11 protein-coding genes and 3 tRNA genes are annotated in these 14,337 nt (G+C 51.4%); 5 read left to right on the top strand and 9 right to left on the bottom strand.

Going from position 1 to position 14,337, the window contains the following annotated elements; all coding sequences use genetic code 11:
* Window positions 1-367 precede the first annotated feature (367 nt).
* The gene (locus H6F80_RS13785) at window positions 368-541 is read left to right on the top strand and encodes a hypothetical protein (protein ID WP_190792115.1); all 174 of its coding nucleotides are present in this window, start codon (window positions 368-370) and stop codon (window positions 539-541) included.
* Window positions 542-648: 107 nt separating this feature from the next.
* On the opposite strand, the gene H6F80_RS13790 is transcribed toward H6F80_RS13785, so the two are convergent.
* The 9 genes from H6F80_RS13790 to pheT form a co-directional block, all read right to left on the bottom strand.
* Complete coding sequence (locus H6F80_RS13790) at window positions 649-1,953, bottom strand: hypothetical protein (protein ID WP_190792116.1); 1,305 nt, start codon at window positions 1,951-1,953, stop codon at window positions 649-651.
* Window positions 1,954-2,042: 89 nt separating this feature from the next.
* The gene (locus H6F80_RS13795; RefSeq protein WP_190792117.1) at window positions 2,043-3,596 is read right to left on the bottom strand and encodes a FecR domain-containing protein; all 1,554 of its coding nucleotides are present in this window, start codon (window positions 3,594-3,596) and stop codon (window positions 2,043-2,045) included.
* 153 nt (window positions 3,597-3,749) lie between these two features.
* Window positions 3,750-6,224: a serine/threonine-protein kinase gene (locus tag H6F80_RS13800; protein WP_190792118.1), complete on the bottom strand. Its 2,475-nt coding sequence runs from the start codon at window positions 6,222-6,224 to the stop codon at window positions 3,750-3,752.
* A gap of 120 nt (window positions 6,225-6,344) precedes the next feature.
* Window positions 6,345-6,650, bottom strand: coding sequence for a transposase (locus H6F80_RS13805; protein WP_190792124.1), 306 nt, complete (start codon window positions 6,648-6,650; stop codon window positions 6,345-6,347).
* 1 nt (window position 6,651) lies between these two features.
* Window positions 6,652-6,723: transfer RNA gene (locus tag H6F80_RS13810), tRNA-Thr, on the bottom strand.
* 11 nt (window positions 6,724-6,734) lie between these two features.
* Window positions 6,735-6,816: transfer RNA gene (locus H6F80_RS13815), tRNA-Tyr, on the bottom strand.
* A gap of 83 nt (window positions 6,817-6,899) precedes the next feature.
* Window positions 6,900-8,078 (bottom strand): hemolysin family protein, encoded by a 1,179-nt coding sequence (locus H6F80_RS13820; protein WP_518523579.1) that lies wholly within the window; start codon window positions 8,076-8,078, stop codon window positions 6,900-6,902.
* Window positions 8,079-8,260: 182 nt separating this feature from the next.
* Window positions 8,261-8,530 (bottom strand): YciI family protein, encoded by a 270-nt coding sequence (locus H6F80_RS13825; RefSeq protein WP_190792119.1) that lies wholly within the window; start codon window positions 8,528-8,530, stop codon window positions 8,261-8,263.
* A 28-nt stretch (window positions 8,531-8,558) separates the two neighbouring features.
* Window positions 8,559-11,048: a phenylalanine--tRNA ligase subunit beta gene (pheT, locus tag H6F80_RS13830; protein WP_190792120.1), complete on the bottom strand. Its 2,490-nt coding sequence runs from the start codon at window positions 11,046-11,048 to the stop codon at window positions 8,559-8,561.
* A gap of 185 nt (window positions 11,049-11,233) precedes the next feature.
* Here pheT and H6F80_RS13835 point away from each other — a divergent pair, with 185 nt between their 5' ends.
* From H6F80_RS13835 to H6F80_RS13850, 4 genes are all read left to right on the top strand, one after another.
* Window positions 11,234-12,328 carry a tocopherol cyclase family protein gene (locus H6F80_RS13835; protein ID WP_190792121.1) on the top strand — a complete coding sequence of 365 codons (1,095 nt, stop codon included), beginning with the start codon at window positions 11,234-11,236 and terminating at the stop codon, window positions 12,326-12,328.
* A 128-nt stretch (window positions 12,329-12,456) separates the two neighbouring features.
* Entirely contained in the window at window positions 12,457-13,011 is a 555-nt protein-coding gene (locus H6F80_RS13840; RefSeq protein WP_190792122.1) for a hypothetical protein, read from the top strand.
* A 149-nt stretch (window positions 13,012-13,160) separates the two neighbouring features.
* Window positions 13,161-13,970, top strand: a complete 810-nt coding sequence (locus tag H6F80_RS13845) for a DUF1350 family protein (RefSeq protein WP_190792123.1) — start codon at window positions 13,161-13,163, stop codon at window positions 13,968-13,970.
* A 94-nt stretch (window positions 13,971-14,064) separates the two neighbouring features.
* Window positions 14,065-14,138 (top strand) — tRNA-Arg (locus H6F80_RS13850).
* Window positions 14,139-14,337: the final 199 nt, after the last annotated feature.

The following is a 14,337-nucleotide window of genomic DNA, read 5'->3' on the forward strand; positions in this document are numbered from 1 at the left end:
AAAGCCTATTCACCTGCCAACAATAAAACAAGGAGAATTCACAAAATCGCCTATCCAACGCGAGAGCTTGAACAGACTCTAATAAGGTTAACCTTGCTATAGACTAGCTCAGGTGCTCAGGATGAATAGCGATTATAGGGACTTACTTGCTAAAAGAGCCAAAATACTAGCAACAATCCGATATGCGTTGAGTCGCATCCGCTCAATAACTGCCTATCTTCAATCTGAGTCGGAAAAACAACCTCGCTGTAATTGCTGTACGAAGCAAGACAAGCAGGATTCAAGCGAAATGAGGCCAGGCTCTCCCCACTAAAGCCCTGGTCGAGTCATCAGATTCTAACAAATACGCTTTCGTCTAACTGAGTGGTTGGCTCAGGCTCCCAACCGTAAGGTGAAGTCTGAGTGGAAAGAGACGATCGCCAAAACGCTTGATGTTACAACCTACCAGGTTGAGCGGCTACTCAATCAATACAATGCGGATCGGTTGTGCGAAACCTCAGGGGTTGAACGTGGTGGCAAAGAGTATCATTGCATCCTATGAATACTGCTAGCAATCTTCTATAGGGGCGATACTGGATTCAAACCCATGGCTCTGACTTGTCGCCCTTAAGTTTCCTATCAGACGCAGATTGTTGAGACGATCGCCGCCTAAATGCTTGTGCTTAAGCTGATGCCCAGTATGGAGCTATCAAAATCAATGCTTGATTCGGACGATCGCCCAAAGCTAAAACCGCCATATAGACTAATACTGGTCTTGCGAGAAAGATTGTAGCTCAGTTGAGCGGTTAGTTGATGATAACTATCCTCGCGTTCCTGTTGAGTAAAGTTTGTCAGAACAAACTGATAATCTAACCCGGCTTCTAAATCGCGTTGAATTTCGTAGCTCAAGTAAATTCCTAGCGTATTCACTAGACGGCTGCGATCGGCTGGATCAGCAAAGCTGAGGCGGAACTGATAAAAACTATCTAAATTAAGTCGAGGCGCGAGCTGGTCACGTCGCCACAGGGAAAGCCGAATTGAATGATCATTCAGGAATTGGTCACCATCATCAGCAGAAAACAATTGTTGATTCGTCCAACTCAATTCCCCATAAGTGTTAGGAAACAGATTGTGGCGTACTCCAAGGCGAAACTGAAGATTGTTGTAGTTAAGTTCTGACAAATCGCCATAGCGAGCAAGGCTAGCGCCGACAGAGGCAACTAGGTTAGTTCGAGGTCCAATGCTTGGAACGCCTAGTACGGAGATGCCAACCGTGATTAGCTGATCATCTACAGGATCAACGTCATCTAGCAGAATATTATTGCTTCTAAAATAGTCAATTCTGCCTTGAAAAAAGACGCTTTGCTCCGGTCGCCGTTCTGCAAGCTCTCTTTCACGGAGTTGAAATTCACCTAATTCCGGATCACTGGCTTGCTGTTCTGCTAACTGCCTTTCGCGCAATCGCAGTCTCCCTAATTCTGGATCGGTCGATTGTGGCTCTACCCGTTGCGTTTCACGAAGCCGCAGTCTCCCTAATTCTGGATCGATCGATTGCGAAACAGCTTCTTGATTGTTTTGCGTTTCTACGAATTCCTCTATCTCATTAGCGATCGCTGTAGGAACAGGAGGAATTTGAGATTCCAATGAAAAAGAGCGCGTTTCCTGCTCTTGTTGCTGTTCCTGTGCCGGGTTCTGCTGTTCCTGATGCGCTTCTAAGCTGGATAGTTCATTCAGAACTGTTCCACGAATCTGGGAATCGGCTGTGAAATTCAAGTCTGGAGCAAGGCTGTTTGGATTAAACGCTTCTCGTGTAGGCAGAATGATTTCCGCAGGGGCAATATTTGGAGTCCAGAGAGGATTGCTAACAGCATGATCGCTCTCGGCAAAAAATTGATGTTCAGACTGAGCAATGTCATGCAATTCAGCTTTCGATGCTCCGTCTGATGCGTCTGCTGTCGGAATTTCAGCATTCATGCCCTGGGCGCGGCTGCACAGAAAACCAGCCCACAAGATTGAGTAGCTCAGTAAACACCCCTTAAACTTCACGCGGCTAATACGTAATCTCAATTACGTCGTTCGTTGTCTCTATCAGGTCGATTATTTCCATTGCCGTTGGGTGGTCGATTATTTCCATTGCCATTGCCATCGCCATTTCCATTGCCATTTCCATTGCCAGGACGATCGTCTCTATCGTTATTGCCGTTGCCGTTGCCAGGACGATCATCTCTATCGTTATTGCCGTTGCCGTTGCCAGGACGATCATCTACATTGGGTCTTTCATTATCGTTGCCATTTCCATTGCCAGGGCGATTGTCTACACTCGGTCTATCATCACCATTCCCATTGCCATTGCCATTACCCGGACGATCGTCTACATTCGGTCTCCCATTGCCATTACCCGGACGATCGCCTACATCAGGTTGTCCGTTCCCATCACTGTTACCAGGGTTATCGGGTCTTCCGTTGCCGTTGCCATTGCCGGGGCGATCGTCTACATTCGGTCTTCCATTGCCATTACCCGGACGATCGCCTACATCGGGTTGTCCGTTCCCATCACTGTTGCCAGGGTTGTCGGGTCTTCCGTTGCCATTGCCATTGCCGGGACGATCGTCTACATTCGGTCTCCCGTTGCCATTTCCGGGACGATCATCAGTTGGATTCCGCCGATCGTCAACTCGTGGATCGGTAATGACCTGATCCGATCGGTTCTGGAAAGATGGAATTGCGGGCTGTGAATTTGGATCTAGGGGCGTATTGCGAGGCTGGTTTTCATTCGTCAGGGTTTCAAGCGGACTGGTGACTTGATTGGAGTCAGGGAAATTATCAAAGACGGGTGGCGCGATCGAAGGCTCTGTGGCGCTGGACTCTGGAGTTCTGACAAAGCTTGGAGTTTCAATGACTTCGTTGGGAGGGAGCGATTGCTGCTGTTCGATCGCAGTCTGCATTTCCTCTTGAACCTGGGAGATTGTGGCATCGCGAGTCTCTGATTGCGATCGTTCCTCGGTTGGAGCTAGCCCTCGCACCAGCGTACTCGTTTCATAGAAAGTATTTAGATCGAAATCGTAAATTTGTTCAATGCGATCCCCGATCGCAACTGCCATCTGCCCACCTCGTAGGGATTGCTGCTGAGAGGCATCTCGATTAAATACTTGAATGCCACTATCCGTTAAGGCTCCAATAATTGTCGTATCGGTTTCGGGAATATAGCGGACAAAGAGCGCAGAACCCTGAATCCCGGCGGTTGCATTCGGAGTTTGGATGCGTGTCCTGCCCTGTCCGGGCGTAATCAGAAACAAAGCAGTTCCATTCGAGATGCGGAAATTGCGTGTTCCGGGCGTGAACCAGAAGACAACCTGTTCTCCGAGCCGTCCTAACGAACCGTCATTAAATCGGAGTTCTGCTAATGAAGCGCGAGCTGTAGAAACTCCCTGTCCAGGCGTGACAACATCGGAAATACGAGCTGCACGAGCAGACTGGTTTTGCTGCAGCACCTGGACCTGATTTCGGATTGCTGAGAGCACAGCACGATTGAGCGAGGTTTGGGCACGCGCTTCTGTTGTCAGTAAAACCGTACTTGACAAAATAGCAATGATAACGGGAATTGTACGGCGAACCATGCAGAATTTCGATAGGGTCTGAAGGTTGAAGACTGCGACGTGGTAGATATGTTCCGCACTTGCCCTGATTGTCTGATATTGCGTGAAAGGATGTTGGTATTTGTAATCTTACTAAACCCATCTCGCATTCTACACAAGCTTCTGAAAGTTTCGCTAGCGATGATCGGGTGAATGATCCAACCAATCCTCAGGCAGCGGTAGGGTCATGTTATTGACCGATTCTGCCTCGTTCTGATCTAGCCAATCCTCAGGCAGCCGCAGGGTCATGTCGTTGAAACGGTCTTCTTCAGAAGCGATCGGATCAGAGGATTCACTAGGAGCTATGCTTTGCGCCGATTGTGTCCCTGCCATTTCAGCACTGCTCGTTTGCGGGTCAGGATTTGCTAAATCAGGATAAAGGGACATCAGAGCAGTTTGGGCTTCCTGAACCGATCGATAGCGGCGGGTAAAGTCGTGGCATACCATCTTGTTCAAAATGGCTACCAGAGCAGGATTCAGCCCACGCGCCTGCTGGCTCCATCGCAATGCTCCGGTCTTGGAGTCATGGGTGAGTCGATGGGGAGACTGTCCAGTTAACGCCTCGATCGCAATAATGCCGAGCGCATAGATATCGCTATTGAACTGGGGTCGTCCGGCAGACTGTTCGCTAGGCATATAGCCCGGTGTGCCAACTGCGATCGTAAATTTTGTGTTGCTGCTTTCGGCAAGCTGGGTTGTAATCTTCTTGGCAATGCCAAAATCGATCAGAATGAGTTTCCAATCAGATCGTCGTCGAAGAATATTAGAGGGTTTCAAATCCCGGTGAATCACCCCCTGGCTATGCACAAACGCCAGCACATTCAGCAGTTCATAAATCATCTGCACAACTTTCTGTTCCGGCAACGATCGCTCAGGCAAAATCTCTGTTGTTAAGGGATGCCCCCGAATATATTCCTGCACCAGATAAAACTCTTGCTCCTCCTCAAAGGATGCCAGCAGGCGCGGAATTTGTTCATGTTGCCCTAACCGTTCTAGCGTTTCTGCTTCGATCGCAAAAAGTCGCTGTGCCTGCTTGAGGGTGTTTGGGTTGTCGCTCAAGACGCGCAGTTTCTTCACCACGCAAGACGGATTGCCCGGTCGCTGGAGGTCTTCAGCAATGTAGGTTTCGCTAAATCCACCAGATCCCAAAACTCTCGTGATGCGGTAGCGACTGGCTAACACTTTGCCGGATAAAGCCAGTTCTCGTTCTCGCAGCAAATCATGAAGGTCATCGTGCTGGCTGACAATTTCCTGCACGATCGGCGAAGTGACATACTGCCTCAGTGTGTCTCGGAGCTGCCGCTTTTTGACCTGTTCTTTCACCGACCCCGCAATGAGCTGCGACAAACCGCTCAATGCAATTGCTCCAACTGGAACTGCTGTTGGAATCAGCAATCTCGCCTGGATAAATAAGCCATAGCTGAGACCGAGCCAAACTGCTGCGAAGCCAATCGCCCAAATTAAGCGACGTAGGGGCTGCTGCGGACGGGTCAACCACCAGCCTGCGCCTGCAACCCCGATCAGCACCCATAATCCTCTGAGGGGAGCTTGCGGCACGGCTTCCGCGATCGATCGTCCTTCCAGCAGCGTGGCGATGGCGTTGGCGTGAATTTCCACCCCTGACATCGGCTGCGGATAGAGCCAGCTTTTAGAAAAGGGAGCCGCATGCAAGTCTTGATGAACCATGGCAGTTGAGCCGATCAGCACAATTTTGTCTTTGAAATAGGCTCCCGACTCTAATGTGGTCTGCCAGGCAGAAGGATCCAGCACGGTCCAGAAAGGAACGTGGGTAAAACTGTTTGCCGGACCGTAGAAGAAAATCGAATCGGCGATCGGCTTCTGATACGGCAGATTCACAGCCCGCAGCGTTGTTTCAACAAAAGAAGGAGCCTGCGGTAAAACCTCTGCCTCAACGGATGGCGAATTTTGCAGCAGGTGGCGCGAAAATGCCTCACCGAATCGATGAATCCGCTGGTCTGGCTCCATTAGAAAATTGATGAACCCGATGCAGTCAGGACGATTGCAGAATTGAGGCAGTGGTGCTACAAGTTGGGTGCTAAATCCCTGCGGCGTTTCTGCTTCTGCATAGCGAGCTGCCAGCACAATCCGTCCTTGATACTGCTGAAGTACCTGGGCAAGCTGCTGATCATCTTGTGCACCATAGCTGCTGGGCGTTGAGAAAATTACATCGATCGCCACTGCTTTTGCCCCAGCCGCCATCAATTTTTCAACAGCCTTCGCGTAGGCACTGCGCTTCCAGGGCCAAGACTGAATCGGTTCTAAACTGGCATACTGTTTTGGATCCGATCGAAAAAAATCACCTTGGGCAAGAGAGCTTTCATCAATCGCTAGAATGACAACCTCTTTCGGGGCAGCAACCGTGCCTCTGACCTCAGAAAATAAAGTCTGTGTCTGTCGTTCTAAAACCTGTACCAGCCCCAGATCCAGCGCTGTTGCTATTGCCGCAGCCATTGCCCAGAAGCCGACCAGCCCGCGCCCCCAGTCTCCCCGCCTGAAGCCTCGCTTCCCTCCAGTCGTCATGCCGTCGCGTTGAGCAGAGCTGCTGGCTTTGGCAGAGGGAGTAGACATCAACGATCGTTGTTTGTTCATGGTCCTGACGGATTGAACCTAGCATTATATATACCTGACCTGAAGGAGAAGTTCAGGATGCTTAAAACCAGTGTAGGACTGAAATTAAGGTTGTGTGCTGACTGGTTAAGCAGGGCTGTTTCATTGTAATAGGGGAAAAACCTTGTCCAACTGATTGGCAAATTGCCGTTTGGCAGCAGCCATCGAAGTGAACCCCAGCGTGCGAGAAAAAGAAAAGTTAATGAAGAAGTTGCGGACCACTGACCAGTTCGTGACTGTATTGCTGCCGGTTTGCAGCGCATTGTCTTCGTTAAACGTCACGTCCTTGACCCAATGCAATCGATTCTCGATGCACCAATGCTCACGAATAATACGATGAAACTGCTCGGCACTCGCAACGACACTACTAATGTAGTGCCACAGACAAATATCATGTCGCTCTACAATAAGCCCGTGATGAGGATTGAACTCATGACCTCACCCTTACCAAGGGTGTGCTCTACCACTGAGCTACACGGGCAAATCGTGGAATGGGCCGGGCTGGATTCGAACCAGCGTAGGCGTAGCCAGCGGATTTACAGTCCGCCCCCATTAACCACTCGGGCACCGACCCGTCCTTTCCACGATTAATCATCGTACATGGAAGTTGCGAATTTTGTCAAAGAGTTTGCGATCAATTTTTTCAGAATGACGGGGCTAGCGATTGGGAGAAGGATTTCTTGCGATGCGACGATTGAAGGGCACTCGTCCTCGCAGGTTAGCACGGGCAGGGAGATCGCTTTCGTCATAGATCTCGCCGACCAGTTCTTCCAGAATGTCTTCTAGCGTGAGCAATCCCACCGTGCCACCGTATTCGTCTACCACGATCGCCAAATGGAGTTGACGCTGAAGCATTTCTTTCAGCAAATCGGCGATCCGCTTAACCTCGGGCACAAACACGGGCAAGTCCATTGCCAGCGTCACAGAACCATCGCTTTGTCCTTCTTGGTTAAGGGTTTTGAGTACCTGAAGGGCCCGCTTGAGATGCACTGTGCCGATAATTTCGTCTTTGGACTCTTCCTGGACGGGAATGCGCGAGTAGCCTGTTTCCAGGCAGAGATTGATGAAGCCTTGCAGCGTTGCTTCCTGGGAAATGGTTCGCATTTCGATACGCGGCTTCACCACATCATAGGCAGTAAGGCGATCGAGCATCAGGGCTTTGTTGAGGAGCTGGCGTTTGTCCAGGTCAAGCTGCCCTTTGCCGCCCAGAATCTCGATCATGAGCTGCAAATCTTTGACCGACTCACCTTGCGGCACAACATCGCGTTGAAATCGCCGAATTGCTGCCTGGGCAATTGCTTCTAGCAAATAGGCAATGCCCGTCCAGGAGAGAATCCGCGACAGCCAGAAGATCGGACGCACCACAACCCGAAAAATCGGTAAGACGTTATTAATCGCGAGCGACTTCGGCGTAATTTCGCCAAAAACCAGCGTCAAAATCGTGACGACGATCGTGGCAAACAGCACTGCTTCATTGCTGCCAAACCAGATGACAAACAGGTTACTGGTCAAAATCGCAGCCAGGTTGTTGACCAGCGTATTTCCAATAAGCAGCGTCGTAATAAAACGCGTCCGCTTTTCCAGGACGAGCGTAAATAAACCACTTCGATCGCCCTGGTCTTTGATCAGGGCACGCAGTTTCAGATTGTCTAGAGCCGTGATTGCCGTTTCGGAGCCGGAGAAGAAAGCAGACATTCCCAGCATCAGAAACAGAGCACTCAGATCAATCCAGGTGCTACCCAGCAGAGGGGCAGCTTGAGCCAGAATCGGTGTGAAGCAGTGGTTCAGGGAGAAATGAATGAGGTCGGGTTGCAGCGAGAAGGATAGGGAAATCACAGGTTAAATTAAGAGGAAGGTCGTGCGTCAGCAAAGAGCGACAGAACCCAAAACATCCAGCAAAAAATCAGGGAATATCTTGTGATGATATCCCCCCATTTCGTTACCCCAGTATTGCTAAAGGAAGAATGAAGCTCCGGCAGGAAGGCAATTACCTCGAAGAAGGAACTACTTCGCATCACCTAAAAGGCTTGAATCCATTCCATTAGCTCATATTCTGTCCAGATGCCGTTTTGCCAGTAAGGGTCTTCTTCGACAAGCTGACGGGCAGCGACTTCGGTTTCTGCGTCGTATAGGCCAAAGACCCGCGTTACATCTTTGGTTGGTCCGATCGTGATTACCCGTCCTGCATCTTTTAGTTGAGCCAGGCGATCGAGGTGTGCCTGACGGTAAGGGGCGCGTTTTTCCAGCACGTCTTCGCAGTAGCGACCCCAGAGAACATATTTGGGCATAGATTCCTGATTGATTTAGCTTCCTAGACTAACTTCTTAGCTCTGCCTGGAATTTTTCTTCCAGGACTCGGCGGACTTTCACATGGACGGGGTTGATGTCCTCGTCGGTCAGGGTGCGATCGGGAGCGCGATAAATCAGACGGAAGGCGAGGCTGCGTTTGCCCTGCGGCACATTTTCGCCCCGGTATTCATCAAATAGCTCCACGGAATCGAGCAGTTTACCGCCTGCTTGGGTAATCGCCCGCGAGATTTCCGCGACCGAGAACTGCACGGGTGAAAAGAAGGCAATATCGCGATCGGATGCCGGATAGGACGAGTAGGACTGGAACAGGGAAACCAGGTTTTCGTCCTGCGCCATGCCGTCGAGCAGTTCGTCCAGACTGAGTTCAAAGCCATAAATGGCATCAGGTAAGCCGCGCTCCTGGCAAAGCTGGGGGTGCAACTGACCGAATGTGCCCAGGCGGTTGCCATTGATCCAGAGAGAAGCGGTTCTGCCAGGATGCAGCAGGGGATTGCGGCGATCGGGCTGATATTCCACGTTCAGGCCTAGCCGCAGAAAGACACTTTGCAGCATTCCTTTTGCCTCAAACCAGGTCATCGGCTGTTCACGTCCGCTCCGCACCCATTTGCCCACCGTCGGATCGCCGCCCAGAATGCCCGCCACCATATCGGTTTCGTTCAAGCCGTCTTCATCGCGCCAGAACACGCGCCCAATTTCAAAGCCGTTGAGTGCCCCGTTACCTTGTTCCAGGTTGTACTGAAAGGCATCGATCAGGGCAGGCATCAAATCGGTACGAAGGGCAGCATATTCTACCAGGAGCGGGTTGCTGAGGACGACCTGGTTTTCTTCACCCGTTTTCACCAGCGAGTAGTGCATCACCTCGGTTAAGCCAACTGCCTGCATCGCCTCACGAATTCGCTTCGTCAGCGCGTACTCGTCGGAGAGGTAGCCTGGCTCGGTTTTTCCGGGCAGCGTATCGCAGAAATTATTGAAGCCGTAGAGCCGTGCCACTTCTTCGATCAGGTCGATCTCGCGCTCTAGATCTCGATAGCGATAGGGCGGCACAGTGACCGACCAAACCCCTGCTTCAGTTTCCGTAAGCTGACAGCCCAGTGCGCTCAGGGTGCGCTCGACATCGACAGGTTGCAGTTCGCCAATATCGTCTTCGGTCAGCTCATCATGGCTGTGATCATGACCGTTATGATTGCAATTCTCGCCGTGACCGTTGAGCAGCACCAGTCCGAGCACTTGATTGACTCGCTCCATTCGCAGGGCGATCGTCCTAATTGTCGCTGCTTGACCCGGACGGTGATCGGCAACCGCCTGAGTGCGAACCGTTCCGCCTGCCAGTTCAGTAATGAGTTGGATGGCACGACGGCAGGCAAGCTCTAGCTCTGCTGAGTTTACCCCTCGCTCATAGCGGGCAGAGGCTTCGGTGCGGAGTCCCTGAGTGCGAGCCGATCGCCGGATTGCCACCGTATCGAAAATCGCCGCCTCCAGCATCAGGTTTTGCGTCCCGTCAAAGACTTCCGTTGATTCGCCGCCCATTACCCCTGCCAGCGCAACAGGTTTATCGCCTGCGGTAATCAGCAGATTTTGCTCCTGCAAATTGCGCTCCTGCGCGTCCAGGGTTTTCAGGGTTTCTCCAGAATGGGCACTGCGAACGCCGATCGTCAGCGATTGGGCTTGGGCAACGGTCTGAAGCCGATCGCGATCGAAGGCATGAAGCGGCTGTCCCCATTCCAGCAAAATATAGTTTGTGATATCAACCACGTTGTTAATCGGGCGAGTGCCTGCTGCCTGCAAACGACGCTGCATCCAATTGGGGGAAGGGGCGATCGTAATGCCATCGATATTCGTGCCGATGTAGATCGGGCAGGCTTGCGGCTCACTGATGCGAATTGCCAGATCTGAACCAGACTGCACCGGAATTTCGGGCACTTCGGGCAGCTTTAGCTTTGCCCCCGTCAGGGCAGCGACTTCGCGGGCAATTCCGATCATGCTGAGGGCATCGGCGCGGTTTGCCGTTGAGGTGAGATCCAGCACCACGTCATCCAGCCCTAGAAAAGGACGGGCATCTGACCCGACGGTGACATCCTGCTGAAAGATGTGAATGCCTTCGGAGTCTTTTGCTAAGCCCAACTCCGCCAGCGAACAAATCATCCCCTCAGACGGCACATCCCGCAACTTGCGCGGCTTGATCTTGAGGTCAACTTTGGGCAAGTAAGTGCCGATCGTCGCTACGGCAACAAAGATATCGGCTCGCACGTTTGAAGCTCCGCAGACGATCGTAGAAGGCTGTGCTGCACCAATATCAACCTGACAAACGCTGAGCTTATCCGCATTCGGGTGAGGCTCTCGACTAATCACACGACCGATGACCACGCCATCCGCCCAGGTGCGCCGATCTTCGATCTCTTCAACTTCAAACCCTGCCATCGTCAGCAAATCTGCCAACGCTTCGGGGGTCATATCAATTTCAACCAATTCTTTGAGCCAGCTTAAAGAGATTCGCATCGCCTGCTTTTCCTAGACATTCTTCAGCGCAACCGTTCCTTATTCTACCGTTCTCGCTGCCTGAGGATCTTGCTCTCCTCTTAGGTTTGAAAGTCCCTTATTCACGGGGAGTATGGCGGGCAATGCAGAACCTTCAATACTTCTCAAACAACCTTTAGACTAAAAGAACTGTCTGCAACTGCCCCATGACCGACTTGCAAAATCCCCAGTCTCCCCCCCACAGTGGCTATCACTGGGACGGCTCTCATCGCCGCTTTTTTGAAGGCTGGTACTATCGCGTCACGCTACCCGAAGACCGCCAGACCTTTGCATTTATGTATTCGATCGAAGATCCGATCGGCGGTAAGGCACAAAGCGGGGGCGCAGCGCAAATCCTGGGTCCAGACGATGAGTATCTGTGGCGGACGTTTCCGGCTGTTGATCGATTTTGGGCGTGGGGCGATCGATTGGGTTTAGGACACTGGGGGAGACGATCGCCGATTTCTACCATTTCGAAATATCTGGAGCCGGAAGAGTTCGATCGCACGATTCAGGAAGGCTATCAGGCAACGGCGACCTTAAATCAGGGAAAGCTTCTTGATCCGGGGTCGGGACGAGCGGCGAGCTGGTGCTACGAAATTCAGCCGATCTACGGATGGGGCGATTCCAGGAAACCGCAGCAGTCTACGGCAGGATGGCTATCGCAGTTTCAGATTTTTGAACCGGGCTGGCAAATCTTGATGGCACACGGGCTGGCAACCGGCTGGATCGAGTGGAACGGCAAACGCTATGAGTTTACAAATGCTCCGGCTTACGGCGAGAAGAACTGGGGCGGCGCATTTCCAACCAAATGGTTCTGGCTCAACTGCAATTGCTTCGACCATGAGCCAGATCTGGCACTCACCGCAGGCGGCGGCAGGCGGCAAGTTCTCACCTGGATGGAATCAGTGGCAATGGTGGGGATTCACTACCAGGGCAAATTCTATGAGTTTGTTCCCTGGAATGCCCGTGTGCACTGGGAAATTCATCCCTGGGGCAAATGGCGGATGCAAGCGCAGAATCACGGCTACGAAGTCGAACTTGTGGGAACCACCACCCTTCCTGGAACACCGCTTCGCGCCCCCACCCAAGAGGGACTCGTGTTTTGCTGCAAAGATACAATGCAGGGCAACTTGCAGCTTACGCTGAAGGAGCGATCGGCTTATTCCACCAAAACGATTTTGCAGGCCACTAGCTCTCTCTGCGGTTTGGAGGTCGGCGGTTCTCCCTGGAATGACGTATGGCGATCGTCGGATTCCTGAGCATCTTAAGCATCCCTTTCCGTTAAGGATAATCTGGCATCTTCACAGAGCAAAGAGTACCTGTCAGGGGAATGCGACCCCAGGAAGGCAAATGCTTTCGTGGTTAAAGATGCAACCAGGAATCCTTAATGATTATTTCTTCTTTTGAACTGTTGGTTAAACCGATCGCTCCCGCACCGTTCAATCCGAGTGTTTCTCGTCGCGTGGTGCAGGCATATTTTCTGATGATTTCTAACGTGAATCCCGTTAGCGAACCCGATGCCGCAATTTCAATTCAATTCAACAGTTCATCACCCCTCAATAATGAGGAATTGATTTCGATCGTGGATATGGGAAGTGGCAATGTGTTTAGCGATTTGATTCCTGATCCGGTGACGGGTAAGCCCAGCCAACCGCTGACGCTTGCCTCTGGTGCAACTGCCCTACTCATTTTGCAACCCGATGTTTCTAAAACAGCACCGATTCGATCGAGTCTGGAAGTTGCCAACCTGGAAGTGCGGGGCTATGTGGAAGCATCCCTCTCTCCCTACTCTGCTGCTGCTCATGCGGAGGTGCTGATCACGCCTCAAATTCGCGGGACTTTCCTGCCTGCGGATCTGACGCTGCCCAACCCTGATTTTGACCAGCAGGCTTATTCACTGCCAACGGCAAATCCGGGCAGCATTCTGAAGCTGAGCAAATAGCGATCGTGTTCTGACGCTTGACGCTTACGTTTGGCAGATTACCCTTGCTCAATAGACTGGGGTTTCAGCAGCAATCGCTGGAACCCTTTTCCTGATTTCCTGCCCGTCTCATTCAATCAACTTCACAAAATATTTCAAAGAATTCAATCATGCGGTTTCGCCCCATTTCCCATAGTTGGGTCGCTCGTCATCCTGAACCGATCGGCGTTATCGAATTTTTGGGGGGAGCTTTCTACGGTTCCTTTCCTTCGATCGCCTATTCCCATTTTCTAAACAGTCTGTTTGAAGCAGGCTACACCGTGATTGCGGTTCCTTTTCGGTTTGGGTTCAATCATTTGGCGATCGCGCAAGGGTTACTCCAAGAGCGCGATCAGATTCGAGCCGAGCTGAACTATCCGTCTACGATTCCTCATTTCTGGGTAGGACATAGCTTAGGCTGCAAATATATTGTGCTGCTAGAAACGATGCGATCGATTCTCGATCAGCCAAGCCTGCTGATCGCGCCCGATATTTCAGACACTCGCAACGCACTACCCATTCCATCCCTGGCAGACCTGCTCGATCGACTGCATCTCGGTGCAGTGCCCAATCGTCAGGAAACCCAACGCCGAATTTTAGACAGTTCTCTGTTTAATCTCACTGCGCTCATTTCCTTTCGGCAGGACACGATTGCTGGAACCTTGGCAGGCTCTCCTAATGAGAGCGATGTGGCATGGTTTGCTCAAACCCTTAGTCGAAAACAGAAGGCAAACCCGATTCAGCAAGAAATTCCGGGCGGACATCGGGAACCGATCGCCGTTAGATTTGCAGACTGGGTTGTCAGACCACCGGGGCATCAGGGCTGGCTTGAATCAATTTGCGATCGGCAGCTTGAATCCCTTGCAATTGAGATGCTCTCAGAACTCACCCATCGAAGGCAGAAACTTCAACCCCGTCCTGTTGAACCACTGCTGAGCTGAGGGCGATCGTCATGCTGTCCACAAGCTGTCTATAGTTTTGGTTTTCGTTTACGCCTGCTCCAGATTCTCTTGCTATGATAATGGCGGTAGATCTGGGGCTGTAGCTCAGTAGGATAGAGCGATCGCCTCCTAAGCGATAGGTCGCGCGTTCGATTCGCGCCAGTCCCGTAGGTGAGAAATACTTGAATTTCGGCTGTTTCAGGCTATTCAATAGTGGAAACCTGATTACAGTCCTAAGTACATTAGTTCTAAAGCATCCTCAGGAATTGGGTTATTTCAGGTAGGTTTGGGTGTAATTTGGGTGTAAAATGGGTGTACTTGTACAGCCGTACTAAACTCAAAACCCATGTACTCTAAAACTCCTACT

This window comes from Leptolyngbya sp. FACHB-711, from assembly GCF_014695615.1.
GTDB lineage: Bacteria > Cyanobacteriota > Cyanobacteriia > Elainellales > Elainellaceae > Leptolyngbya_A.

Excerpts from the sequence above, each read along its gene's own strand:
- H6F80_RS13790 (WP_190792116.1), bottom strand. The coding sequence starts at position 1,953 with ATGAATGCTGAAATTCCGACAGCAGACGCATCAGACGGAGCATCGAAA.
- H6F80_RS13795 (WP_190792117.1), bottom strand. The coding sequence starts at position 3,596 with ATGGTTCGCCGTACAATTCCCGTTATCATTGCTATTTTGTCAAGTACG.
- H6F80_RS13800 (WP_190792118.1), bottom strand. The coding sequence starts at position 6,224 with ATGAACAAACAACGATCGTTGATGTCTACTCCCTCTGCCAAAGCCAGC.
- H6F80_RS13825 (WP_190792119.1), bottom strand. The coding sequence starts at position 8,530 with ATGCCCAAATATGTTCTCTGGGGTCGCTACTGCGAAGACGTGCTGGAA.
- pheT (WP_190792120.1), bottom strand. The coding sequence starts at position 11,048 with ATGCGAATCTCTTTAAGCTGGCTCAAAGAATTGGTTGAAATTGATATG.
- H6F80_RS13835 (WP_190792121.1), top strand. The coding sequence starts at position 11,234 with ATGACCGACTTGCAAAATCCCCAGTCTCCCCCCCACAGTGGCTATCAC.
- H6F80_RS13840 (WP_190792122.1), top strand. The coding sequence starts at position 12,457 with ATGATTATTTCTTCTTTTGAACTGTTGGTTAAACCGATCGCTCCCGCA.
- H6F80_RS13845 (WP_190792123.1), top strand. The coding sequence starts at position 13,161 with ATGCGGTTTCGCCCCATTTCCCATAGTTGGGTCGCTCGTCATCCTGAA.